The organism is Mycobacterium shottsii, from assembly GCF_010728525.1.
GTDB classification, from domain to species: Bacteria; Actinomycetota; Actinomycetes; order Mycobacteriales; family Mycobacteriaceae; genus Mycobacterium; species Mycobacterium marinum.
Genome location: NZ_AP022572.1, coordinates 3,674,158 through 3,698,737 on the forward strand (window position 1 = coordinate 3,674,158; position 24,580 = coordinate 3,698,737).

Here is a 24,580-nt window from a genome sequence, read left to right on the forward strand (position 1 = left end):
GTGCGGGCTCGCCGGTTTCGCGCTGGGATATACCCCCTAGGGGTGCTAGTATGATCGCTGCCATGTGCTTCGAGAGGACTCTCCTGAAACCGTGGCCGCGTTACCTGATCGCCGCGGTCGCTGTCGTTTGGTTGCTCGGGAGCCTCATTGCGTGCCACGGGCGAAAGGCCGAGAGTGCTGCTGGTCGGGCACTGTCAAACCTGATCGCCGCGTCCGGTCAAGTGTTTGCTGGATCGCCCGGCGTGCGGGCCGCCCACGATTGCCACTGCGTGCGGCAGACCCAAGCTTGCCCCGACGCGATACAGCACGGCTGGATAACCGGCGCGGTTGGACCGGGCGTCCTGGCGACAGAGGTCGCGCTGGTCGCTTGGCTGGCTGTAACGGTGTTCTCGGCCACCCGAGGGCCGCCGGGATCGCTTGGGCCTATTCGCCTTGTCATGGCCGCTACGGGCCGGAGCATCCTGGCCCGGAACTGTATATCTCGCCGCTGACCGGTCAGCGTTCGCCGCTGTCCAGGTCCTATGCCGCGTGTTCGCGGCACTTGATGCAGGAAAGAGAATGTCGTGAATCGTGTTGTGGACCGAAGGTGCCACCAGACAAATGCCGGCCCCACTGGGTCGGTGCGTTGCGCCAACGCGGAGCGGGTGCGGTCATGACGCTCGGGGACCGGCCACGGGTCGTGGTCATCGGGGCCGGTGTGAGCGGATGGACCACCGCGATGGTGCTGGCCAAGCGGGGTTGGCAGGTCGTCGTCTCGGCCGACGGGTTCGGCATTGACGCGGTGTCCTCGGCGGCCGGGGCGATGTGGGAGTGGCCGCCGTCGCGGTGCGGCCGCTACCAAGACCAGGCTGTATTGGCTCGATACGCGGGTTGGGCGATGCGTTCCTACCTCCGCTTCGCCCAGCTCGCCTCGGATCCGGGTACCGGGGTGGGCCTGAGGCCGGCGGTGTACTACTTCGGTCGCCGCATCGAGGACGACCCGATCGAGTTCGCGAAGATGTCTGAGGTGAAGCGATTTGTGCCGGGGTTCCTCCACGACCCGGCGCTGATCGATAAGCACGGCGTCAACCGGGACTCGGGTGTGATCGACGCCTATTCCTACCTGGCACCCACCATTGATACCGACTGGTATCTGGCCTGGCTTGCTCGCGAGGCCAAGAATGCGGGCGTCTGCGTCGACCGTCGTCGCATCTTCGGCCCGCTCGTCAATCAGGAAAATCGGCTGCTGACCGCATACCGTGCCGAATTGATCATCAACTGCGCGGGACTGGGCGCGCGGGAGCTGGCCGAGGACACGACCGTGGTTCCGCACCGCGGCGCGTTGCTGCGGGTGCTGCAGGAACGTACCGCGACCTCGCGGGTAACCGCAGCTCACGTGGTGGCCAACGATGCCGCTACCGACCAGCAGAACCTGATCTCGATCGTGCCTCGCGGATCGGATCAGCTGGTGCTGGGCGGGCTTGTCGAGCCGGACCGATACGACACCGAATTGAATCTGGCTGACTATCCGCCGTTGCGCATGATGTTCGATCGCTGCGTCGAGTTCTTGCCGGCATTGCGCAGCGCTGCACCGGACGTGATTCATCCGGTACGGGTCGGGTTGCGGCCCTTCCGCCGCGACGGAGTGCGGCTGGAAGCCCAGCCCGGCACTCGGATCGTGCACAACTACGGTCATGGTGGCGCCGGCATCAGCCTCTCCTGGGGATGTGCTCAGGAGGTTGCCAATTTGGCCTACCGAATATTCGCCAGACAGGGTGTTGCCTGAACGTGAATTAGGCAGGAGCGTATCCATACCCGCTCCGTTCGGAGCCCGTACCAAGTCGACTGGCCGTGCCGGTGGCCGCGGACCTGGAGAACGATCGCACGCAGCATCGCGAGAGTAGATCCCTCGACACGCCGTCGCGCACGTCATCGGTGGCGCCGGTGTTGTCATGTCTGGACCAGACACCACGACCACCCCGACGCCGTCAGCGATGTTACTGGCGACTGAATCTTGACCCATTGTCGCCGAAGCTTCGCCAAGCAGCATCCGAGCGCGTAGACTGCGTTATAGTCATACGTTGTAGATGGGCCATCTAGCAAGCGTTTTGACCAAAAGTCCGGCTCCGACGGCAACTGATGGCAAGTGCTCAGGCAGGTTTGCTGTCATTGTCGATGTTTTGCGTCAGTCCCGTAAAACGGGTGCGGTCATTCCACGAAGCCGACTCATCGCGACAATTCCGAACTGTGTGGCCGCGCCTTGCAGCCAACGCAGAACCACCACGAGAGACAAGAACAACCGCGCTCGGGTGCCTATCCGGCGCGATCAACGCCACGGCAATGTCGCCGCCTATGCGGCCATCGGCGACCGGAACGCCCGAAATGAGGCCACAATGAGCAATTCTGAGCGCAAGCGAGGGCATGTCGGGGGATATGTGCTTCGTTTGGGTGCGGGTTTCAAAGAGAAGGAGCGCCGCCACGTGGTGGAGGAACTGGCGACGCTCTGGCCCCACCTGGGAAGGTGGGATTCCCATCAGGTTGTCGTGGATGTCTCCTTGCAGGACCGCGGCGGCAAGGAGCAGCGCGTCACATTGCGCGCGAGTCTGCCCGGCTTTCCGCCTCTGGTGGCGGTTGCTGATAGCCCGGACATAACCCACGCCCTTGGCGAAGCAAAGCACGAGCTGATTCGGCAGATTGAACACCAGAAGGCGGGGCGAGAGCCGATGAACAATCGCCGGCTGAGGAAGACGACGGTGCGGCATCCGCATAGCACCACGCCATAAGAGATCGCCCCATCCGGATTCCCTCGGGCCCAAACGACAGCTAGCACCCGCGGCCAGACGGAGCAGGATGACGCACATCACCGAATCGCGAGCTATCACCAACCATGCCGCTATGGGGCGGCCCACCTCAGCGGGTACCGATAGGACGTACCCAACCGCCAGGGAAGTGCTCGGCGCGGGCATTGATCGCGCCGACGGGCACAAAGAGTTGGCGGAGGCGAAGTCGACCTGGGATTCCGAAGGTGGTGCGGCCGATCCGCGAACGACCCAAGTAGGGGCCAGGAATGGTCCTCTGATGCCGCGGGCGCACTAGGGCGTGTCTGCTTAATGTGAATGGTGTTTTGGCTGATGCTGTTTGGGTGATGCGGACGCATGCGATTTCTGATGATTTGTGGTCGCTGATCGTGGCGGTGTTGCCTGCGGGGCGGCGGCGTGGCCGGCCGTGGAACGATCATCGACGTACTCTGGAGGGCATTATCTGGCGTTACCGTACGTGATCTCCGTGGTGTGACCTGCCCGAGCACTTCGGTCCCTGGCAATCGGTGGCCGAGAGGCATCTACGCTGGTCGGTCGATGGCATCTACGCGCGGATCTTCGCGGCGATCGCCTCTGACCTCGACGCCGAGGACGCCGACCTGGGCGCACTGTTGTCGGTCGATTCGACCAGTGTGCGCGCCCACCGACACGCAGCCGGAGCGCGCCCCGGGCGCCGCACAGGGGGATCTGTCGAATTACAAGAAATATCTCGATGAGCCCGATGACCACGTCATTGGGCGTTCCCGCGGCGGGCTGACTACCAAGATCCACGCCTTGACCGACCAGCTGTGCAGTCCGGTCACCCTGGCACTGTCGGCCGGTCAAGCCGGTGATAATCCGATGCTTTGGCCATTGCTGGCCGCCCGGTGCAGCAACTCATACGCCCCGTTTCGCCTGCTGGCGGACAAGGCGTACTCCTATGACTCGACGCGGGCACAGCTGCGCCGGCTCAAGATCGCCCATACCATCCCCGAGCGCAGCGACCAGATCACCCGCCGCAAAGCCAAAGGCCGCAACAGAGGACGGCCTCCGGGGTTCTCAGGCCGAATCTACAAGCACCGCAACACCGTCGAGCGAAGCTTCAACCGGCTCAAACACTGGCGCGCGGTCGCCACCCGCTACGACAAATACGCCCTGACCTACCTCGGCGGTGTCACCCTGGCCGCCATCATCACCTACCACCGCGTCCGCAATTAGCAGACAGGACCTAGAAGCACTGGGCGCCTCACCGGGGGGGGGCAGGACCCGGTCGGTGGACGAGGATTCAAATTCCAAGGCGTTCAACGCTTTCAGCGCTGGCTTGGCATTTCGACCCGGAGCACCTTGCCGTCAGGTGACTGACCAACCAAACGATTCGGGCGGTTCCTCATGCCACATGCTTGCGGTTTGGCAGATGCGTTCGGCTACCGCATCAATGGACGTTGGGGCGCTGTCGTCGGCACCACCGTCTCCTTGTGGAATCGGGAAGATGAATCTGCCGGCCTTTCCCCATTGCCAGATCGCAGAGAAATCCTCGCGGTTCAGCGGCCGAAAGATAACTTCGGTTCGTGCACCGTGAAGCGCGACTTCGAGCTAGGTCGTGTACTCGACCCGTTCACTAGACATCAGGCGCGGCTCATTGCGGACGTGGACTTCCCCCACATCACCAAGCTGAGCGCGCAGGGCCTCTGCGAGCGGCTGCAGCAATTCCTGCTCGATTTGTTCTGCCCGGTCCCTTTTCATCGCCGCTCCTTCGCTAGCCGATGTCCATCATTTAGATGGTGCCATGTCCAACCCGGTCCTTCTGTAATGCGAGCCGGTTGCCGGCCGCGTACAACGCGCCCCTGCCGGCCACCGCGGCCCGTCCGCGTGGCACCGGAGGCGCTCCTGGATGCAGCACGCAGCTGTGGCACAGGCTTGGTTATGGGTGACCGACGCCCTGCGCACGAGCGCACCGATACTGGGAAGCATGGGAGCATAAGCGAAGACCGGCTGAGACCCACTGGCTGCACTCAACCGGGTGCTATGTGCAAGTTGGTATGGCGTTAGTGTTCCCGCTCTCTGGTGGTGTCGACGGATGTTGCGCCGGCACGGGCAGTCCTCATGCCGTCGGCGGCTTGCGCGCTTGAACCGGACCAGCGGGTACCTCATCGGTCCATACCCTGAAGCTTGTCAATGTGTTGGGGCCGAACGTGTTGTTGAGTGCGACGTCAGCCGCGTCGCGGCCACGTGCGATCAACACTCTGCCGATGCGCGGGGTGTTGTGGCGCGCGTCGAAGGTATGCCAATGCCCGCCGAGGAAGACCTCGAACCAGGCGGAGAAGTCCATCGGATCGTCGACTGGGGGTACGCCGATGTCGCCTAGGTAGCCGGTGCAGTAGCGCGCGGGGATGTTCATGCAGCGGCAAAACGCAACGGCGAGATGTGTGAAATCGCGGCAGACGCCGGTCCGGTCCTAATACGTTTCCAGCGCCGTCCGTGTCATGCGGGCGTGTTCGTAGCCGAAAGTGACATGCTGCTGAACGTAGTCGCAGATGGCCTGAACGCGGCCCCATCCCGGTGGCGTCTTCCCGAAGAGCTTCCATGCAGTCTCCGAAAGCCGATCGGTTTCGCAGTACCGGCTCCCGAGCAGAAAGACAAGGGTCTCCTCTGGTAGGTCCTGAACGGGAATCTGTTGTACCTGAGGAACAATGGGGTCGGGGAGTCCGGTGTCGTTGACGAGCGCGTCGGCCGAGACCCGGGTGCTCCCCTTGGGCGCAACGATGCGGGTGCACCAGTTGCCGAAGCTGTCACGATAGGCTGCCATCGGGACGGGCGGGCCGATGGTCAGGTCGTCGCGGCCGACGAGATCGCACACGCGGGTGAAGTGAACGTTGAGGTTCAAGATCATCGGTGTGGGCTGCGGGCATTCGTAGATCATTTCGAAGCCGACGTGAATCTGCATTATTTTTCTCCGGTATCCAGCAGGTGAAGGCGTTTATGGCTTACCGCGTGGGTAGCGCGATAGGCACTTTCTCGAGCCACTTGGCCCAGGGCGTGAATCATGGCGCGGTCAGGCCGTACATGTCGTGCGTAGCGAATCGATCAACTTGCGCCGCAACGCTGCCCAGCGTCGGCCTCCGGTCAAGGTGATGCCATGATTGACCTCGAGTTCGATACAGACGTAGTCGCTCGGAGCGAATCGCACACGCAAGTGCGAAGTCAACCCTTCGCCTTTTCCGGCATAGGGGTAATTGCGCCGTACGCGAAGATCGGGAGCGGATTCCGCGAGCGACTCTTTCCAGTGGGCACACAGATCCGCCTTCCCTTGCCGGCTGGGGTGGTGGAGCAAGCCCACATCGGTGCGGCGCACTTTGCCATCTAGCTGTGCGACGAGATGTGGATCACGTGATGGCCGCGCGCCACCGCCTGAGTGACGAGACGCTCGACCTGGATGCGGTAGGACCGGTACTGCTGTTCGATGATCTGCGCCCGGATCTGGTCTGATAGGACGCGGGTTACCGCCGAAAAGAGTTGTGGATGGCCGATCGAGCGATTGAGATCGATGAACAGACGGCTGACAGTTGACGCCACCGGTGGCGCTGCAAACTCGCCGGCGAGTGCATCCACCATGATCAGCGACCCGGGATCGTAGCCACGGTGGGAATCCAGGAGTGGCCGTTTTCCCCGAAACAGCAGCCGGTAGGGCGGGGGTATCCGATCGCCGCCGTGTTCGCAGGTGATGATGAAGGTATCCACCGTGACGACCGCCTCACCAGTGCAACTCGGGCAAATGGCGAAACGCTTGCCGCACACCTTCGCCCCAGGAGTGGCCGAGCGCGGTGAAATATGCGTCGCCCTCGTCGAATCTCCGCCGCCCCTGTACTTCTAGGCTGTCCCGTTCATAGCAAATCAAGTCGATCGGCATGCCAACCGACAAATTGCTGCGCATGGTCGAATCGAAAGACACGAGTACAGACTTCGCAGCATCTGCGATTGTCGTTTGTCGTATAAGCACGCGGTCGAGGATCGGCTTGCCGTACTTGGTTTCACCGGTCTGCAGGAAGGGTGTCTCGGCTCCTGCTTCGATGAAATTGCCCTCGGCATAGGTCCGGAACAGCCGCATCGGCTCTTCTCTGATCTGCCCGCCGACGATGAACGAAGCATTGAAACGAATGCTGTTCTCTTCCAGGTACTTACCGTCTCGCTTTTCGATATCGCGCGTTGCATCCGAGACCAGCCTCACGACGTCGAACATAGTTCGAGCGTCCAGGATATTGGCAGCCCCGCCACTGTCTGCGCAGCGCTGTGTCAGTACGCTGATGACGGCCTGCGTTCCGGCTAGGTTTCCTGAACTCAGCAGAACTATAACGCGGTTGCCGCGACGCTCAAATACCGCGGCAAGCATCACGAGAAATGCCCGTGAAGCGTCCTCGGTGGATCACGTAAAAATGCCCGCGAAACGGTCGATCCTTGGCAGGCATGGGAAGTGGGCTGTCGATGTCGTCTCGGGCCGAGATCACCGCGAAGTTCGCCAGGGCGTATGTGGGGGCGCCGAAGGCGGACAAGGGGCAGATTCTGGATCAGGTGGTGGCGGTCACCGGCTGGTCGCGTGACAACGCCCGGCGGCGGTTGAGGGCGGCGGCCGCGCCGCCGGGAGCGGGTCGGCAGGTCGCCAAACGGACTCGCCGGCAACGCAATCCGAAGTACTCCTAGGATGCGCTCAAGGTGTTGCAGAAGGTGTGGGCGGCCTCAGGCGGGCAGTGCGGCCGGTATCTGGCCGCTTCCATGGCACTTCAGTTGGATGCTCTAGAACGCCACGGCGAACTGGTGGACGGCCGTGACCGTTACGGCCCGGCGGTGCGTGCCGAGCTGTTGGCGATGAGCAGCGCCACGATCGACCGCTACCTGCGCGGCGCCAAGGCCCGCGACCAGATCTCGGTGTGTCGACGACGAAACCCTCCCCGCTGCTGCGGTCCTCGATCACCATCTGCAAAGCAGGCGATGAGGCCGAAGAATCTCCGGGGTTCTTCGAAGGCGACACCGTGGCGCACTGCGGCCCGACACTGAAAGGTGAGTTCGCCCGCACGGTCAACCTCACCGACATGCACATCGGCTGGGTGTTCACCCGCACGGTGCGCAACAACGCCCACCCCCACATCCTGGGCGCCCTCAAAACCGGAATTACTAAAATCCCTATAAGGTAACGGGTTTGGACTTCGACAACGGCACCGAATTCCTCAATAAGGCGGTCATCAAGTGGGCCGCGGACATGGAGATCTTCTTCACCCGCTCACGGCCCTACAAGAAGAACGACCAGGCCACCATCGAGTCCAAAAACAACCACCTCGTGCGTCGCTACGGGTCTACTACCGCTACGACACCGACGAAGAACGCGCCGTGCTCAACCGGCTGTGGCACCTGGTCAACGACCGGCTCAACTACCTGACCCCCACCATCAAACCCATCAGCTACGGCTGCAGCCGCGACGGTCACCGCCGCCGGCTCTACGACAAGCCCCAGACCCCCCTGGACCGGCTGCTGGCCGCCGGAGTCCTCTCAGCGGCCCAACAAACAGAGCTGCTCACCTACCGCAACAGCCTCAACCCCGCCGCGATCGCCCACCAGATCGCCGACCTGCAAGCCGCCCTGCTCAGACTCGCCAAAGACAAGACCGAACAGCTCTACCTCGCCGCCATACCCGCCGCTCTACCCGCCCTCAAAGCCGGCATCCGCATCAAAAGCAAGACCACCACCTGACCCCGATTTCGCGGGCATTCCTTACCTGATGCATGAACCAGGTTTCGCAGGCATCTTGACTTGATGCATCACGTATTGTCATCTTGGAGAAGTTGTCCACGCCGGCATTCGTACGGGAGTCCGAGGCGAAAATCATTCCCCTTTCGAGCATTACACCAATACAGTACGTCACGCGAGGCACCTTCTGGGCAATCGAACCCGCCGTTCATGTTTGCCGCGTGCTGTAGGCTGCTGGCAGAAAACGCAGGTAAGAACGACTACCGATCCCTGTTCGATCCTGCCCCGATGTTATCGAGAGTACACGGCGCCGGCGTACGCATCCAGGCACGTGCGGGTCGCATTCGGCTAAATGTGCGATTTCACCGCGCGCTGAGCCGCGGGCAAAGGCCAGCAAATCCGGTACCGACGACTGGCGTTCGTCTCGCAAGAGGACAAGAAGAACCGTCTCTGGCTAACTCGGCACACGCGGAGACGTTCCACGGCTGGCAGGACCACCCGCTGTGCGACGAATCATTGGAGGGCTGCCACCGGGTGGGGCAACCATGTGTCACCGTGCCGCCATGCCATGGTCAAGGGTCCAGAAAACCCACACGGATGCCGCCGGCTGCCAATTGGCCGACCGAGCGGCCGACGCGGCACCTCCTCTTGTCGACCGCGACGAATCGTCGCCCTGCTCGGATCAGGGTCTTTCGCACCCGCAAACAGCGTGACTGGAACCGCTCTGCTTGTACATGTGCCATGATGTCCACGCTGTCAAGGCACAATCAGGGAGCAGTGGTGGATCTCAATTTGTCGATGGTCACACGCCCGGTCGAGCGTCTGGTGGCCACCGCCCAGAATGGTTTGGAAGTGCTACGGCTGGGAGGCCTGGAAACGGGCAGCGTCCCATCGCCTTCGCAGATCGTCGAGAGCGTACCCATGTACAAGCTGCGACGATACTTTCCGCCGGACAACCGGCCGGGTCAGCCGCCGGTCGGACCACCGGTGTTGATGGTGCACCCGATGATGATGTCGGCCGACATGTGGGACGTCACCCGAGAAGAAGGCGCCGTCGGAATCCTGCATGCCCGGGGACTGGACCCCTGGGTCATCGACTTCGGCTCACCCGACAAAGTCGAGGGCGGCATGCGCCGCAACCTCGCCGACCACATCGTGGCGCTCAGTGAAGTCATCGACACGGTCAAGGACACCACCGGCAGCGACGTGCACATCGTCGGGTATTCGCAAGGGGGCATGTTCTGCTATCAGGCCGCCGCGTATCGGCGTTCCAAGAACATCGCCAGCATCGTGGCGTTCGGCTCCCCGGTGGACACCTTGGCGGCTCTGCCGATGGGCATTCCGGCCAACTATGGGGCCGCCATCGCAGACTTCATGGCCGATCATGTCTTCAACCGGCTGGATATCCCAAGTTGGATGGCGCGCGCCGGCTTTCAGATGATGGACCCGCTCAAGACCGCCAAGGCCCGGGTGGATTTCGTGCGTCAGCTGCACGACCGTGAAGCGTTGCTGCCGCGCGAGCAGCAGCGCAGATTCCTTGAGCGCGAAGGGTGGATCGCCTGGTCGGGTCCGGCGATCTCGGAGCTGCTCAAGCAGTTCATTGCGCACAACCGAATGATGACCGGTGGTTTCGCCATCAACGGGCAGATGGTGACACTCACCGATATCACCTGCCCTGTACTGGCGTTCGTCGGCGAAGTCGACGACATCGGGCAGCCGGCGTCGGTGCGCGGTATCCGGCGCGCGGCACCCAACACCGATGTCTACGAATGCCTGATCCGGACCGGTCATTTCGGCCTCGTCGTGGGATCCAGGGCTGCCCAGCAGAGCTGGCCGACCGTCGCGGACTGGGTGAATTGGCTGTCTCGCGACGCAGACAAGCCGGCCAACATCGGCCTGATGGTCGAGCAGCCGGCCGAACACACCGACAGCGGTGTCGCGTTCAGCTCCCGTGTCGCGCACGGCCTCGGGGAGGTCTCGGAGGCGGCGCTGGCCGTGGCTCGCGGTGCGGCTGAGGCGGTCTTTGCGGCCAATAGATCGGTGCGCACCCTGGCCGTTGAAACGGTCCGCACGCTGCCGCGCCTGGCTCGACTGGGCCAGCTCAATGACCATACCCGAATTTCGCTGGGCCGCATCATCGACGAGCAAGCACGTGACGCGCCGCAGGGCGAATTCCTGTTGTTCGACGATCGCGTGCACACCTACGAGGCCGTCAACCGGCGCATCAACAACGTCGTTCGGGGTCTGATCGAAGTCGGTGTGCGACAAGGTGACCGGGTGGGCGTGCTGATGGAGACACGGCCCAGCGCCCTGGTCGCGATCGCGGCGCTGTCCCGGTTGGGGGCGGTGGCGGTGCTGATGCGCCAGGACGTCGACCTTGCTGCCCAGGTTCGGCTTGGGGGAGCGACCGAGATCTTGGCTGACCCAACCAATCTCGGTGCTGCACGGCAACTCCCGGGGCAGATATTGGTGCTGGGCGGTGGCGAGGCGCGCGATCTGGACCTGCCCGAGGACGCCGACGTCATCGACATGGAACAGATCGACCCGGACGCCGTCGAACTGCCCGCCTGGTATCGGCAGAACCCCGGTCTAGCAAGGGATCTGGCCTTCATCGCGTTCAGCGGAATCGGCGGTGAACTGGTGGCGAAACAGATCACCAACTATCGCTGGGCGGTGTCGGCTTTTGGAACCGCCTCAACGGCCTCCCTGGACCGCAAGGACACGGTCTACGCCTTGACTCCGCTGCACCACGAGTCCGCGCTGCTGGTCAGCTTGGGCGGTGCGGTTGTTGGAGGCGCCCGCATTGCGCTGTCCCGCGGATTGCGGCCAGACCGGTTCCTCAACGAAGTGCGGCGATACGGCGTGACGGTGGTTTCCTACACCTGGGCGATGCTGCGTGACGTGGTCGACAATCCCGAGTTTGCGTTGCACGGTAACCACCCGGTGCGGCTGTTCATCGGCTCTGGGATGCCGACCGGACTCTGGGAGCGCGTCGTTGAGACGTTCGCACTCGCTCACGTCGTCGAGTTCTTCGCTACCACCGACGGACAGGCGGTGCTGGCCAATGTGTCTGGCGCCAAGATCGGCAGCAAAGGTCGGCCGTTGCCCGGGGCTGGACGTGTTGAGCTCGGTGCCTACGATGCCGAACACGACCTGATTCTGGAGAACGAGCGTGGCTTCGTGCAGATCGCCGAGGCAAACCAGGTCGGGGTGCTGCTGGCCCAATCCAGAGGCCCCATCGATCCGACGGCCTCGGTCAAACGCGGGGTTTTTGCCCCCGCGGACACCTGGATATCCACCGAATACCTGTTCCGCCGCGACGAGGACGGAGACTTCTGGCTGGTGGGCCGGCGCGGCTCGGTGGCGCGCACCGCGCGCGGGATGATCTATGTCGAACCCGTCACCGACGCGCTCGGCATCATCGACGCCGTTGACCTTGCGGTCACCTACGAAGTCTCGGTCGGCGAGCATCAGCTCGCGGTATCGGCAGTGACACTGCGCCCGGGCGCGACCATCACGGGGGCCGACCTAACCGATGCCGTGGCCGGCATGCCGATCGGCCTGGGCCCCGACCTCGTGCACGTGGTGCCGACGCTCTCGCTCAGCGCGACCTACCGTCCGACGGTCAGCGCCCTGCGGGCGGCCGGGCTTCCCAAGCCAGGACGCCAGGCATGGTATTTCGATGCCGACACCAGCGAGTTCCGACGGTTGACGCCGGCGGTACGTGCCGAACTCAGCGGCGAGGCGCCCGCCGATGCTTGACGAAAAGCTGCTCAAGATCCTGGTGTGCCCGGCCGACCGGGGTCCGCTGCTGCTCGTAGAGGACGGCGAACGGGGCCGGCTGCTCTACAACCCGCGGCTACGGCGCGCATATCGGATCGACGACGACATTCCGGTCTTGCTGATCGATCAGGCCCGCGACGTCACCGACGATGAGCACGCTCGCTTCACGGCACCTGGCTTACCGACGGATTCGCCCGCGGGCTGACGGCGCAACCCGACAATGCGGCGGGGCGTGACTACCGGAGGACGTCCCTACGGCCACAACGAACGCGACGAGGATTCGTGCCTGGGTCCGGTTCGGTAGCGTGCGACGCATGGCCACTAAACTCGAGAATGTCGGCATCGCCGTTCGCGACCTCGAAGCAACGATCTCCTTTCTCACCGACCTCGGTCTCACGTCTCACCGACCTCGGTCTCACGGTCGTCGGGCGTGACACGGTCAGTGGTGAATGGACCGACACTGCCGTCGGCCTTGATGGCAATCACGCCAACGTTGCGTTGCTCCGGACGCCAGACGGGCACGGTCGTCTCGAGCTCTTCGAGTACATCCACCCAACGGCGATGGAGTCGAAGCCCACGGTGCCCAACGAGATTGGAATGCATCGGGTTGCCTTCTCGGTCGACGGCATCGAGCAGGCTCTCGAGTCCAGCCTCGGCCCGGCACACCGAACGCTCAGAGAGTGCTGAGAGTCTTGGTGTGCCGGGCTGGCCGGCGTCGGCTGTCATATCTGGGTGGCGGTAGGTTTGCCTGGCCCCCCATGGCTGAGCCGTGTCTACCGCAGCGCGGGCGAGGGCCTGGTGTTGTTGGTCGATCGGCCCCACCGCCTCATCGACGTCATCGCTGACGAGCGCGCTCGTTTCATGATGCAATCTCCTCTGGCAGTTCACCGGTGAGGTAGCGCTGCAGGGTGGGAGCGATGGCCTGTGCGACCTGGTCGGCCGGCAGTGAGGCGAAGGGCTCGATCTTGACGATGTGGCGAGCCATCACCACTCCCAGCAGTTGGGAGGTCACGAACTGGGCCCGGATCCTGCCGGTTCCCGTGGGGGAGTCGACTCGCGAACCTACTTCGCTCGTCACCACCTCCTGCAGGAAAGAGCGTGCCAGATTCGATTCGGTGCCTGCCATCAACGCCCGCAGGGTCGCGATGAGCCCGGTGCCCAGCTCGGAATCCCACAGTGGCAGCAACACGGACGGTATCTTGAGCCCGAGTTCGTCAACGGGGGTTTCGACAATCTGCTCGAGCACCACGGTCGGATCGATGGGGATTTGGATTGCGGCAGCGAACAGCTGTTGTTTGGTGCCGTAGTAGTGATGCACAAGAGAGGCATCCACGCCGGCGGCCGCAGCCACCGACCGGACCGAGGTTCGGTCAAGACCATTGCGCGCAAAGAGTTCTCGCGCACAGCTCAGGATGTGTTCCCTGGTGTTTGAGGTGCCGGTGGGGCGTCCAGGTCGCCGGCGTCCGGTGTTTGTCGTTTCCACGCTAGGACGTCCGTCGGCGTAGGGTTGCGGCGGCCAGGCAAAGGGATGCGACCGCGAAACCACCACGACGACGATGTCGCGAAGAGCGATGTAGGTGAGCTCGGGATGAGCTCCCACTTGCTGCAAGGTTTCCAGAGCGTAGCTTGCGGGCATGGCGTTGCTGACCCACTCGAGCCAGGTGGGCATGACCGCACGAGGGACGATGATGCCGGCCAGCAGCAACTGCGGCACCATCACCAAGGGGATGAACTGCACGGCCTGAAACTCCGTGCGGGCGAAGGCGTTGAACAACAATCCCAAACCCACTCCCAGAATGGCGTTGACGACAGCGATTACGAAGACCCACACGGGACTGCCCGCGGTGTCGAATCCCAGAAGCCAAAACGACACGATGCAAGCCACCGTGGCTTGTGCGGCCGCCGCGAGCGAAAATGCTGTGCCGTAACCGGCCAGCATGTCCAGCCGCCCCAGCGGCGTGGTCAGTACGCGCTCCAACGTCCCAGATGCCCGCTCTCGCTGCATCGTGATCGAGGTGATGATGAACATCACGAAAAGCGGGAACAGACCCAGCAGGATCAAACATGCGTTGTTGAACGGCGTTTGCGTGCCGGGGCGGTGGGGGGCATTTTCGAACATGAAATACATCAGCGTGATCACCAGCACCGGCACCAGCAGGATCATCGCAACGCTGCGGTGATCGGCGGCGAGCTGACGCAGGATTCGCGTCGTGGTAGCGGTGTACGCGCGCGGGCCTATTCGGCCTGTTGCGTGGTGGTGTGGCGGCGGATCATGGAGAGAAACGCCTCCTCCAGCGACATGCATCCGGTGTCCTTCCGTAGTTGGGACGGGGTGGTGTGCGCCACTAGGCGGCCAGCACGCATCAGCAGCAGATCGCCGCAGTGCTCGGCTTCATCCATGACGTGACTGGAAATCAGCAATGTCGTTCGGGCGCGGGCTAGCTCGGTGAACTGCTGCCAAAGATCCACGCGCAAAACGGGATCCAGGCCCACCGTAGGTTCGTCGAGGACAAGCAACGTGGGGTGACACACCAGCGCGCACGCCAGCGACACCCGGGTTCGCTGTCCGCCGGACAAGTTGGCGCAGTAGTCGGTGCGGTGATCGGTCAGGCCCACTCGCGCGATCGCATCATCGGCGGCTTGCCTGTTGTAGCCGTAGAGGGCGGCGAAGTAACGGACGTTGTCGATGATTCGCAGGTCGTGGTAGATCGCTGGATCTTGTGGTAGATATCCGACCTGGCGGCGCAGCACGGCAGAACCGGCCGGATGACCTAGCACGGTGACGGTTCCCGACGTCACGATCTGGGTGCCGACGATGCTGCGCATCAGGGTGGTCTTGCCGCACCCGGATGGCCCGAGCAGCCCGGTGATGGTGCCGCGCGCAATGTCGACCGAGAGGTCGTGCAGCGCGGAGTGTTTGCCGCGGATTACTCGTAGGTGCTTGATGCTGACAGCCGGCTGTGACCCACCTGTTAGCAATTCAACGCTTGTTGAAGTCACCATGCGATGAATAGGCAACCTAGAAGTGGGGTTTGTCAAGAGGAAGGGCACAATCGCTGCGATGAGCGCTGAGCAACTGCTGGTCGACCCGGTATCTGCCGCACATCGACTGCTCGGGGCGAACATCGCCGCGCGGGGGGTGTGCGGCGTCATCGTCGAGGTCGAGGCCTACGGCGGGGTTCCCGACGGCCCGTGGCCCGACGCGGCGGCCCATTCCTATCGCGGACCCAGTGCGCGCAACTGCGTCATGTTCGGTCCACCCGGTCGGCTCTACACCTACCGCAGCCACGGAATTCACGTATGCGCCAACGTCGCGTGTGGTCCCGACGGTACGGCCGCGGCGGTGCTGCTCAGGGCGTGCGCCATTGGCTGCGGTACCGATGTCGCCCGGTCCCGCCGGGGTGAGCTGGTTGCCACCGCCGCGCTCGGGCGTGGTCCGGGAAACCTGTGTTCGGCGCTAGGGATCACCATGGATGACAACGGGATTGATTTATTTGACCCGGCCAGTCCGGTCACGCTGCAGCTGCACGAACCGGTTGCGGCGGCCTCAGGGCCGCGGGTGGGGATCAGCCGCGCCGCCGACCGGCACTGGCGGTTGTGGTTGGCCGACCGTCCGGAGGTGTCGGCGTATCGACGAAGTCCACGAGCACCCGCTCTCGGGGCCAGCGACTAGAGTCTTGCGCGATGTCTTCAAACTCTTCTGGGTCAGCTGGGATCCTCGACGAGCTGGGCTGGCGCGGCTTGATCGCCCAGTCCACCGACCTTGACGCGCTGGCCGCCGACGCACAGCGCCCGCCGCTGACGGTTTATGCCGGTTTCGACCCCACCGCGGCAAGTCTTCATGCCGGACACCTGGTGCCGCTATTGGCGTTGCGGCGATTTCAGCGAGCGGGCCATCGTCCCATCGTGTTGGCTGGTGGGGCCACCGGGATGATTGGCGACCCTCGCGACATCGGTGAGCGCAGTCTCAACGACGCCGATACCGTGGCCAACTGGACCGAGCGGATCCGCGGCCAGCTGGAACGCTTCGTCGACTTCGACGGATCTCCCACCGGCGCGATCGTCGAGAACAACCTCGAATGGACCGCCGCCATGTCGACCGTCGAGTTTCTGCGTGACGTCGGCAAACACTTCTCGGTGAACGTGATGCTGGATCGGGATACCATCCGGCGGCGGCTGGAGGGGGAGGGGATCTCCTACACCGAGTTCAGCTACATGCTGCTGCAGGCCAACGACTACGTCGAACTGCACCGGCGCCACGGCTGCACGCTGCAGATCGGCGGATCGGATCAGTGGGGCAACATCATCGCTGGCGTCCGCCTGGTGCGCCAGAAGTCGGGTGCGGCGGTGCACGCCCTTACGGTCCCGCTGGTGACCGCCGCCGATGGCACCAAGTTCGGCAAGTCGACCGGCGGCGGCAGCCTTTGGCTGGACCCCGAGATGACCAGCCCGTACGCCTGGTATCAGTACTTCGTCAACACCGCCGACGCGGATGTGATCCGCTACCTGCGGTGGTTCACCTTCCTGGCTGCCGAGGAACTGGCCGAGCTGGAGCAGGCCACCGCCGAGCGGCCCCACCAGCGCGCCGCCCAACGCCGGCTGGCGGTCGAACTCACCACCCTGGTGCATGGGGAGGCGGCTACCGAGGCCGTCGAGCACGCCAGCCGAGCGCTTTTCGGCCATGACGAGTTGAGCCGGCTCGACGAGGCGACTCTGGGTGCTGCACTGCGCGAGACGAGCATCGCCGAACTCGAGCCGGACACTCCGGACGGCATCGTGGATCTGCTGGTAGCCACCGGGCTTTCGGCCAGCAAGGGCGCGGCGCGGCGCACCATCGGCGAAGGAGGGGTGTCGGTCAACAACATTCGGGTCGAGACCGATGAGTGGGTACCGCAGACTTCGGACTTCCTGCACGGGCGCTGGCTGGTGCTGCGCCGTGGCAAGCGGAACATCGCCGGAGTGGAACGCGTCGGCTGAGCGGCTCTTTCCCGGTGAGCGAAATGCATAGTCGAGCATTTTCAAAGCACTGGGCGCTGCCGGGCGGCTATTCGCGGCTTACCGCGAATGAAAACTGGAATTGATTGGAGAACGGCTTGGTGGGGGCCAAGCCGGGGGTCGCCAAGCGCGGTGGACACCCGATAATTGACTGATAGCCGTGCAGCTCGCCTCATGGTAATTCGAAGCCCGGCTGTCGCGTCGGCGCCGCGCAACGGCGCCGGTGTGTCCAGCGGATAGAACTTCGTTGCCGCCCGCCCGGGTCCGTACCTCATGGCGCGCGGCAATAGTGTTGGCTGGCAGCCATTTCCGAGGGGCGGTGGGCCGTGCCTTGGTGGGGATCAATACCCCTCGATCAACCGATCCCCACCGTGACAGTGCGTCTCGAGCGATCAGCTCACTCAACGACCTCGTCGGCGCTCAGGCCGGCATAGAAGGCCGAGTAGGTGGTTTCGGTCTCGCGGAAAAGCAGTTCAATGGCCACGTCAAAGTTCCCAATCTTCGGTGTGAATTTCCTAAAACAGAATGGAATTTTCGTATTCTGTTCCAGATATCTTTATGGACGCGGATAGTTTAAAACAATATTTGTGATATATGAAATTAATCCGCCGGTTGTGGGAAGTCGTTGTCCCCCGATTGTGGGACGTGATTCGGTGGCCCTATCAATGTAATTCCATTGACTTTGCATAGCCATCCACGCCTCGGCCGTCGCGGCCGTCTACCCTGAAGGCGCAGGGGCCCAATGCATTTGGCCGTCAAGGAAGTGTCCGATGAGTGGCCGGTAACAGTGCAGTAGTCTTCGGGGCCCGGAAAGCCGCACGAGGCCGGGCCGGACGGGGGAGCGGGGCGGGCCGGAATCAGCCCGGCTGGCCCGGCGCCCCATCGAGTCCGGTGTGTCCGTTTGCGCCCGCACCCCCGCTGGCCCCGGATCCCTGGGCGGTACCTCCGGCACCTCCGGCGCTGCCCGCGCCGCCTGCGCCTCCCGCCCCGGCTGCGCCGCCGGCCCCGATCGAGCCGGTCCCGCCGGCCGCACCGATCAAGCCACCGCGACCGCCCGCACCGGCAACCGCGCCGGCCGCGCCGCCATTACCGCCGTCGCCGCCGTCGCCGCCGTGACCGCCCTCGCCGGCAACGGATGCCGTCGAGGACGATGAGGTGTTGCCGCCAATCCCGCCAATCCCGCCGGCGCCGCCGGCGCCGCCGACCCCGCCGGTGCCCGAGACTCCACCCGCGCCACCGGAACCGATCAACCACCCGCCGTTTCCGCCGTTACCGCCAGTGCCGCCGGCCCCGCCCGTTCCGCCGATCGCGGTCGAGTCTGCTCCATAGCCGCCATCGCCGCCTTGTTGTCCGGTGGCGGTGCCATCGCTACCGCCGATGGCGAATCCGGCGTTACCTCCGTCGCCTCCGGTTCCGCCGGCGGCGCCGGCGCCACCCATGCCTCCGGTGCCCCCGACGCCTCCGGTACCACCGTTGCCGAACAGTAGGTCGGCATTGCCGCCCTGGCCGCCGGTCCCTCCCGTGCCGCCGTCGCCGCCGGCCACGCTGCTGGCGAAGCCGGCGCCGCCGCGCCCGCCGACCCCGCTGACGGCTTCACCCTGGTTGGCATGTCCGTCGCCACCCCAGCCGCCCGCGCCGCCGGCACCACCGGCAACCTGGGCATCGCCCCCGTTGCCACCATTTCCGCCGGTGGCCGACGGCTGCGGTGCATCGGTCTGACCGGATGTGTCTCCGCTGCCGCCGTTGCCGCCCATGCCGCCATTGGCGCCGTCGCCGCCCTTGCCGCCATCGCCGCCCAGGGCGCTGTTCTGGTTGGATGAGGTTGTGCTGCCGCCCTGCCCGCCAACGCCGCCGTTTTGGATGGTGCTGCCCGCGGCGCCTTCCGACCCGTTGCCGCCGGTGAGGGGGTTGGCGGCTGGATCGTCGGTGGTGGTCACATCTTGGCCGGCTGTGCCCGGGTTTGCGGTGTCGAAGACCAGGGGGTTGGAGCCGTTCGTTCCGGCCACGCCGGTGCCGCCTTGTCCGCCGGCGCCGCCGCTGCCGAACAGCAAGGCGCTACCTCCGTTGCCTCCAGCTCCGGCCATGCCGCCGTTGAAGCCGAGTGTGGCGGTGCCGCCCATTCCGCCGGTGCCGCCGTTGCCGAACAACAGCCCACCGGTGCCGCCATTGCCCCCGGTCGAACCGGCGCCGCCGGTTCCGCCATTACCGCCATCGCCGAATAGCCCCGCGGATCCACCGCCGCCGCCGGCTTGGCCGAAATCGCCGGCCGCGCCGTTGCCGCCGTTGCCGATCAAGAGTCCGCCGTCCCTTCCGTCTTGTCCGGGGTAGGTGCCGTTGGAGCCGTTGCCGATCAGCGGACGCCCAAGGATGGCCTGGGTGGGCGCATTGATGAGGTCGAGCAGTGGTTGCAGTGGTGAGGCGTTGGTGGCTTCGGCCGTCGCGTACAGGTTTGAGCCGTTGGCCAGAATCCGCACGAAGTGGTCGTGAAATGCGGCCATCTGGGAACCCAGCGATTGGTATTGCTGGGCGTGTGTCCCGAACAACGTGGCCACGGCGGTCGACACTTCATCGGCGGCGCTGATCGTCGAACCGATCCCGGCCAGATCGGTTGCTGCCGCCGAAATCAGCTCCGGCGCTGTGATGACAAACGACACAGTGCGCTCCCATCGGTTCATGACGCCCGAGGAAAAAAATTGCTGACAGCGCCTTCGAGAATGGCCACGACAGCCGACTGCAACAGGATATAAAGATTCGCGCACTATTGCTGCGATTTCAGCGCAATGGTCAATTTAGACGAACCGGGCGGGTCTCTCGAATTCACCCTTTGATGAATTACTCACGGCCTTTTCTTGTGTTCATGCGCACGCATTTTCTAAATCCGCCATCGGATGAATTTGCTTTTTTGGTTATCGCGCGCACATCGCGGCGTGTCTCCGGGCATGGCCGGTTATTGGCACTGCGCCGCACTTCGACAGGCTGGGTTGCCTTCGCGCGTCCTCAGAGCATGGAATCAATCATCATCTGGGCCGCACCCACATAGCCGGCGCTCACGTCGCTGGTCTCCCGGTAGTCGATGAACGCCGACTGATGGTTCGATGTGTTCAACAACTCCATGAACACTCCGATGAGGTGGGTAATGCCCAGCTGTGCGGGGAATCCGCGGTGTAGTTCATCGACGCTGCCTGTTGGAATTTCTCACTCTGCAGGGTCTTCGTTGTGGGTGCCCCCATCACGTTGACGTTGGTCAAACCGGTCGGCTGCGCGCTGATCAACTGATTGACATCGCCCTGCAATACCGCGGCGACATCGGTGCCCTCGGCTGGTTTGACCGTAACGTGTATCGCCGCCGTGTTGTTGGGGTCGAACAGTGTCACCCAGTTCGGACCCCGGTCGGTCAGCGTCCAGCCCGGCGCGGGTGTGATGGAGATACCGTCCGCGATGGTGATCGCATTCGCCGCGGTCAGCCCGAGTCGTGCACCCCGCACCGCAGGCGGGAGAGCCGTTGGCGGGTTGACGGGTTGGGAGACGCCGGCCCCCGCCGGCGCTGTCGCCCCAGCATGGCCACCGGGCAGCATCGGCGGCAGTTTGGTCCGGCCGGTGGTGCCGCTCGAGACGATCAACGCGGTCACCGCCGCGGCGACCAGGATGATCACCACGATGACGGCCGCGACCGTGGCCGGTCGCAGCCGGTGCCCCACCTGCACTCCGTTGCCGGGGAACTGCAGCGGCGGGGAGTGCGCGGCGGGGTCGCGGGCATCACGGCTCCTGGTTCGGCAGCGGTTGTTGCCCCCACATCGAGAGTGGTGTTGCCACCGTTGGGGGCGGGGTGGCGGGCCAGCGAGGCCGTGGCTGTCCCGCAGACCTGGCAGAAGGCGGCCTCGGCCTCGATCATTGCGCCGCAGTGGGCACAGACCTGGTGGGTGCCAGGGGCACGCGCCAACGTGGCGGCCCCAGTGAGGGCCGCTTGGGCTTCGGCCAACAGCGAGACATGCAGCGCGTAACGCACGCCGAGCAGTCCGGCCGCGCCCAGCACCAGCGCTGCCAAGGTGGTCAGCACGACGCCACGGGTGCCATAGGGGGCCAGCAGGACGGTGGCCAAGCCGTAAAGCACCAGCAGCGCCAAACCGTTGGCCAGTCCCGAGACGGTATTGACGCCGACCCCGCGCAGCGGCGCCAGCGCCATCGCGGCGGCGGTAGCGAAGATGATCGGCTGCAAAAGCCGAGTGTCAGGGCGATGAACGCGACGTGAGCTGGATCCCCGGCGTTAGCCCCGAGGTGGGTGAAGGCGCCGCGTTGTATGACCACGCTCAGGCCTAAAGAGAACGCGGCCCCGCTTAGCGAGCAGATGACTACGGCATAGACCGAGTGCCGGAAGGCGCTGCGGGCGGTCACCAGCACAAGCGGAATCAGCACCGCGACAAAGGTCACCGTCGGGACGAGGATGCCCAATTCCAGGATCTGGGCCATGGTCGGCATCCGATGTCGCGGCGCGGCCAGCAGCACCGGCTTGGTGAGGTGGTGTTCGAGCATCCCGACCCCGACACCGAGTGCCAGAGACGCCAGCAGGGCCAAGCCGAGAACGCTGATCGGCTCGCCACGCAACACGTCGTGGTCGTGCATATAGGTCAGTACCACCGCGGGCAGCGCAATCGCGGCCAGGATCAGCGCGACTGAGAGCATTCCGAATGCGGCGGCGATCAACGCCGTCACCAGCGCCAGCCCGATAGCACCCCGGTAGATGTGGTGGCGTCCCCCGGCCAGGTGCGGCATCAGGGTGCTCACCACCGCCAGTGAACGCACCGGTTCTTCGGGGTGGGCAGCGAAGTGCCGGGATCTCTGAATGGCGGGATGCAAAGGGGTGCCACAACGAGAGCAGAAGCGTGCCGCCTCAGGGTGTGGTGTCGAGCAATTCGGGCAGTCCATGTCTCTCCTCCCGGCCATCCAGCGACTAGTTGGGTCGAGGCGGCGCTGGCGTCAGCTGACCCGGTCCCCGCAGCGCTGAGAGCAGCGAAGGTGCGCAGGGGGGCTCAATGTTTTGCGGCGACTCGAGAAAATCCGTTGCGTCAACTTTGACCGCCGAGTTGGGCGGCCACCGCGGCCTACCGGGGGCCGCGGCATCCGTCCTTATGCCGTGATCAAGCCCGATTGCTGGACCCACCTCAACCATCGAACCAGTTAGCCGAGGTAACGGATAGGGGCGGAAGCCCCTAGCGGCGGGCGGCCGCGTTACCCGCCGGTTCTCGGCGATCTTGGTCGCGCCGGGCGCGGTGTCGTGCAGTGACGCGTCGATCCGGTTCTAGCTGCGATCCCGCACGTCCGAGATGGCGGCCCTCGGTGGTGGTCGCGGGTGCGCCGTTGGGTCTAGCCGTGTTGGCCGGCGTTGCCGGCGGTGCCTGCCACACCGTTGAGCCCAGCGTCACCGTAGAAGTGGATCAGGCCCTCGGCGATGCCACCGGCGCCACCGGCCCCGAGGGCGCCACCGGCCCCACCGGCACCGCCTCTGCCACCGATTCCGGCCGCGCCGTCCACTCCCGAAACCCCGATCAACCCGCCCTGGCCGCCATTTCCGCCGCTGAGCCCGGCAGCGCCGCCATCGCCGCCGTCCGCGCCGTTGCCGCCGCCGCCGTTGCCGCCGTTGCTGCCCTGGCTCAGCCGACCGCTGGTCGCGTTGCCGCCATGGCCACCGGCGCCGCCGGTACCCCCGACACCGCCATTGCCGGCGTCGCCGCCGGCACCGCCCAGGCCGAGTAGCCGCCCGCCGTTGCCGCCGTTACCGCCCACGCCGCCGTTGCCGCCGTTGCCGCCGATTCCCGTCGAGTCGGCGCCGGAGCCGCAGTCCCCACCTTCTTGTCCCTGGGCGGCGGTACCGGTGGGGTCGAAGTTTCCAGTCGCGGTGCCGCCGTCTCCGCCAGCGCCTCCGGCGCCGCCCGCGGCACCCGTGCCACCGGAGCCGCCAACACCCCCGGTTCCCCCTGCGCCGCCGTTGCCGACGAGCAGCCCGGTGTTCCCGCCGTTGCCACCGGCGCCGACCGCGCCGCCATTCCCGCCGGATAGGTCGCTGGCGGCGCCGTTGCCGCCATGGCCGCCCTTGCCGCCGGTGGCCGCTCCGCCCGCGGTCGAGGCGCCTCCGTCCCCGCCAGCGCCACCCGCGCCGCCGGGGCCACTGCCGTTGGCTCCGTTGCCGCCGTTGCCGCCTTGGTTGTTGTCGAAGCCAAATGTGTCCGTCGCCGCTCCGCCGACCCCACCATTGCCGCCGTTGGCACCTCCGGAGCCGGCGGCACCGCCGTTACCCCCGGTGCCGCCGATTCCTCCGGCGCCGGTCGCTTCGCCGCCGGTCCCTCCGGTGCCGCCGTTCTCGCCTGGTGCGCCGCTATCGCCCGTGTGGCCGGAACCGGCGTGACCGTCTCCGGAGAAAGGACTACCCGAGGCCCCGGTTCCCGCGGTCCGGTCGGGGTGGGGTTGGTCCCGTCGGTTCCGGCCATGCCGGTGCCGCCCTGCCCGCCGGCGCCGCCATTGCCCAACAGCACCGCGTGGCCGCCGCTGCCGCCCTGCCCCGCGACACCGCCGTTGACGCCAGCCATTCCCACGCCGCCCATCCCGCCGGCACCACCATCGCCCAATAGCAGGCCGCCGGTGCCGCCGCTGCCTCCGGCCGCGCCCGCTCCGCCCACGCCTCCCACGCCACCGCCGCCGAACAGCCCGGCGGCGCCTCCCATGCCACCCGCCACGCCGATGCCGCCGGCGCCACCGTTGCCGCCGGTGCCGATGAGACCGGCGACACCACCGTCGCCGCCGGTTTGGCCGGCGGCTCCCGAGCCGCCGTTGCCGCCGTTGCCCCACAGCAATCCGCCGGCCCCGCCGTCGGCGCCGGTTCCGGGAGCACCATCGGTGCCGTTGCCGATCAATGGGCGGCCCAGGAGTGCCTGGGTGGGGGCGTTGACCGCGTTGAGTAGTTCCTGCAGCGGTGATGCGTTCGCGGCCTCGGCGCCGGTATACGCGAGTGCGCCGGTTTTGAGGGTCTGGACGAACTGGTCGTGAAATGCCGCCATGTCGGCACCGAAGGTTTGGTATTCCTGCGCGTAGGTGTCAAATACGTGTGCGACGGCGGTGGATATTTCGTCTGCGGCCGCCGCCGCCACCGAGGTAGTCAGGGCGGACGCGGCGGCATTGGCGGTATTGATAGTCGAGCCGATGCTGGCAAGATCCGTTGCCGCCGCTGCCACCATGTCCGGGGCCGCGATCAAAAATGACACGCTTTACTCCCATCAATTCACTACTCGGTGAATATT

23 protein-coding genes and 5 pseudogenes are annotated in these 24,580 nt (G+C 65.1%); 13 read left to right on the forward strand and 15 right to left on the reverse strand.

Annotated features, from left to right (window positions below):
• Positions 1-62 precede the first annotated feature (62 nt).
• Positions 63-491 (forward strand): putative copper homeostasis (lipo)protein LpqS, encoded by a 429-nt coding sequence (gene lpqS / locus G6N41_RS30350; RefSeq protein ID WP_456320225.1) that lies wholly within the window; start codon positions 63-65, stop codon positions 489-491.
• Between the two features lie 161 nt (positions 492-652).
• On the forward strand, positions 653-1,765 hold the full coding sequence (locus G6N41_RS16860; protein WP_198965188.1) for an FAD-dependent oxidoreductase: 1,113 nt from the start codon (positions 653-655) through the stop codon (positions 1,763-1,765).
• Positions 1,766-2,129: 364 nt separating this feature from the next.
• On the opposite strand, the gene G6N41_RS16865 is transcribed toward G6N41_RS16860, so the two are convergent.
• Positions 2,130-2,747, reverse strand: a complete 618-nt coding sequence (locus G6N41_RS16865) for a hypothetical protein (protein WP_198965189.1) — start codon at positions 2,745-2,747, stop codon at positions 2,130-2,132.
• Positions 2,748-3,121: 374 nt separating this feature from the next.
• On the opposite strand from G6N41_RS16865, the pseudogene G6N41_RS16870 reads away from it, so the two are divergent.
• Positions 3,122-3,995: pseudogene (locus G6N41_RS16870) on the forward strand (IS5 family transposase).
• A gap of 375 nt (positions 3,996-4,370) precedes the next feature.
• Here G6N41_RS16870 and G6N41_RS16875 read toward each other — a convergent pair.
• The 5 genes and pseudogenes from G6N41_RS16875 to G6N41_RS16890 all read right to left on the reverse strand — a co-directional run bounded on the left by G6N41_RS16875 (position 4,371) and on the right by G6N41_RS16890 (position 7,164).
• Complete coding sequence (locus G6N41_RS16875) at positions 4,371-4,520, reverse strand: hypothetical protein (protein WP_198965190.1); 150 nt, start codon at positions 4,518-4,520, stop codon at positions 4,371-4,373.
• A gap of 358 nt (positions 4,521-4,878) precedes the next feature.
• Positions 4,879-5,217 (reverse strand): annotated as a pseudogene (locus tag G6N41_RS28700) (transglutaminase-like domain-containing protein); the annotation flags it as partial.
• A 15-nt stretch (positions 5,218-5,232) separates the two neighbouring features.
• Positions 5,233-5,721: a hypothetical protein gene (locus G6N41_RS28705; RefSeq protein ID WP_231608549.1), complete on the reverse strand. Its 489-nt coding sequence runs from the start codon at positions 5,719-5,721 to the stop codon at positions 5,233-5,235.
• A 416-nt stretch (positions 5,722-6,137) separates the two neighbouring features.
• Complete coding sequence (locus G6N41_RS28710) at positions 6,138-6,572, reverse strand: N-formylglutamate amidohydrolase (protein ID WP_321573794.1); 435 nt, start codon at positions 6,570-6,572, stop codon at positions 6,138-6,140.
• On the reverse strand, positions 6,529-7,164 hold the full coding sequence (locus G6N41_RS16890; RefSeq protein ID WP_231609021.1) for a peptidase: 636 nt from the start codon (positions 7,162-7,164) through the stop codon (positions 6,529-6,531). The genes G6N41_RS28710 and G6N41_RS16890 overlap by 44 nt, the downstream gene beginning before the upstream one ends.
• A 92-nt stretch (positions 7,165-7,256) precedes the next feature.
• Between G6N41_RS16890 and G6N41_RS16895 the strand changes: the two genes are divergently transcribed.
• The 8 genes and pseudogenes from G6N41_RS16895 to G6N41_RS28715 all read left to right on the forward strand — a co-directional run.
• Complete coding sequence (locus G6N41_RS16895) at positions 7,257-7,472, forward strand: hypothetical protein (protein WP_198968062.1); 216 nt, start codon at positions 7,257-7,259, stop codon at positions 7,470-7,472.
• Positions 7,473-7,544: 72 nt separating this feature from the next.
• Positions 7,545-7,826, forward strand: a complete 282-nt coding sequence (locus G6N41_RS16900; protein WP_198965192.1) for a hypothetical protein — start codon at positions 7,545-7,547, stop codon at positions 7,824-7,826.
• Positions 7,802-7,963 carry a hypothetical protein gene (locus tag G6N41_RS16905; protein WP_198913342.1) on the forward strand — a complete coding sequence of 54 codons (162 nt, stop codon included), beginning with the start codon at positions 7,802-7,804 and terminating at the stop codon, positions 7,961-7,963. The genes G6N41_RS16900 and G6N41_RS16905 overlap by 25 nt, the downstream gene beginning before the upstream one ends.
• A gap of 5 nt (positions 7,964-7,968) precedes the next feature.
• A complete protein-coding gene (locus G6N41_RS16910) occupies positions 7,969-8,205 on the forward strand; it encodes a hypothetical protein (protein WP_198965175.1) in 237 nt (78 codons plus the stop codon).
• A complete protein-coding gene (locus G6N41_RS16915; RefSeq protein WP_198965174.1) occupies positions 8,157-8,516 on the forward strand; it encodes a transposase in 360 nt (119 codons plus the stop codon). The genes G6N41_RS16910 and G6N41_RS16915 overlap by 49 nt, the downstream gene beginning before the upstream one ends.
• A 774-nt stretch (positions 8,517-9,290) precedes the next feature.
• A complete protein-coding gene (locus G6N41_RS16920) occupies positions 9,291-12,275 on the forward strand; it encodes an acyl-CoA synthetase (protein ID WP_198965193.1) in 2,985 nt (994 codons plus the stop codon).
• Entirely contained in the window at positions 12,268-12,501 is a 234-nt protein-coding gene (locus G6N41_RS16925; RefSeq protein WP_038579549.1) for a Trm112 family protein, read from the forward strand. The genes G6N41_RS16920 and G6N41_RS16925 overlap by 8 nt, the downstream gene beginning before the upstream one ends.
• Positions 12,502-12,610: 109 nt before the next feature.
• Positions 12,611-12,941 (forward strand): annotated as a pseudogene (locus tag G6N41_RS28715) (VOC family protein); the annotation flags it as partial.
• A 214-nt stretch (positions 12,942-13,155) separates the two neighbouring features.
• Here the strand turns inward: G6N41_RS28715 and G6N41_RS16935 are convergent.
• The 3 genes and pseudogenes from G6N41_RS16935 to G6N41_RS16945 form a co-directional block, all read right to left on the reverse strand.
• Positions 13,156-13,779: a TetR/AcrR family transcriptional regulator gene (locus tag G6N41_RS16935; protein ID WP_198965195.1), complete on the reverse strand. Its 624-nt coding sequence runs from the start codon at positions 13,777-13,779 to the stop codon at positions 13,156-13,158.
• Between the two features lies 1 nt (position 13,780).
• Positions 13,781-14,535, reverse strand: a pseudogene (locus G6N41_RS16940) (ABC transporter permease).
• Positions 14,532-15,299, reverse strand: coding sequence for an ABC transporter ATP-binding protein (locus tag G6N41_RS16945; protein WP_198965196.1), 768 nt, complete (start codon positions 15,297-15,299; stop codon positions 14,532-14,534). Before G6N41_RS16945 ends, G6N41_RS16940 begins: the two are co-directional and overlap by 4 nt.
• A 58-nt stretch (positions 15,300-15,357) precedes the next feature.
• On the opposite strand from G6N41_RS16945, the gene G6N41_RS16950 reads away from it, so the two are divergent.
• Both G6N41_RS16950 and tyrS read left to right on the forward strand, forming a co-directional pair.
• On the forward strand, positions 15,358-15,969 hold the full coding sequence (locus tag G6N41_RS16950) for a DNA-3-methyladenine glycosylase (RefSeq protein ID WP_198965197.1): 612 nt from the start codon (positions 15,358-15,360) through the stop codon (positions 15,967-15,969).
• An 11-nt stretch (positions 15,970-15,980) separates the two neighbouring features.
• Positions 15,981-17,273, forward strand: a complete 1,293-nt coding sequence (tyrS, locus tag G6N41_RS16955; RefSeq protein ID WP_198965198.1) for a tyrosine--tRNA ligase — start codon at positions 15,981-15,983, stop codon at positions 17,271-17,273.
• An 875-nt stretch (positions 17,274-18,148) separates the two neighbouring features.
• On the opposite strand, the gene G6N41_RS16960 is transcribed toward tyrS, so the two are convergent.
• The 6 genes and pseudogenes from G6N41_RS16960 to G6N41_RS16970 form a co-directional block, all read right to left on the reverse strand.
• Positions 18,149-19,945 carry a PE family protein gene (locus tag G6N41_RS16960; protein WP_198965199.1) on the reverse strand — a complete coding sequence of 599 codons (1,797 nt, stop codon included), beginning with the start codon at positions 19,943-19,945 and terminating at the stop codon, positions 18,149-18,151.
• A 447-nt stretch (positions 19,946-20,392) separates the two neighbouring features.
• Entirely contained in the window at positions 20,393-20,989 is a 597-nt protein-coding gene (locus G6N41_RS28720) for a hypothetical protein (protein WP_231608551.1), read from the reverse strand.
• Positions 20,941-21,414, reverse strand: coding sequence for a zinc-ribbon domain-containing protein (locus tag G6N41_RS28725; protein ID WP_231608552.1), 474 nt, complete (start codon positions 21,412-21,414; stop codon positions 20,941-20,943). Before G6N41_RS28725 ends, G6N41_RS28720 begins: the two co-directional genes overlap by 49 nt.
• The gene (locus G6N41_RS28730) at positions 21,342-22,091 is read right to left on the reverse strand and encodes a hypothetical protein (protein ID WP_231609058.1); all 750 of its coding nucleotides are present in this window, start codon (positions 22,089-22,091) and stop codon (positions 21,342-21,344) included. The genes G6N41_RS28725 and G6N41_RS28730 overlap by 73 nt, the downstream gene beginning before the upstream one ends.
• Before the next feature lie 81 nt (positions 22,092-22,172).
• A pseudogene (locus tag G6N41_RS29790) lies at positions 22,173-22,232 on the reverse strand (hypothetical protein); the annotation flags it as partial.
• A gap of 707 nt (positions 22,233-22,939) precedes the next feature.
• Complete coding sequence (locus tag G6N41_RS16970; RefSeq protein WP_418936422.1) at positions 22,940-24,544, reverse strand: PE family protein; 1,605 nt, start codon at positions 24,542-24,544, stop codon at positions 22,940-22,942.
• Positions 24,545-24,580: the final 36 nt, after the last annotated feature.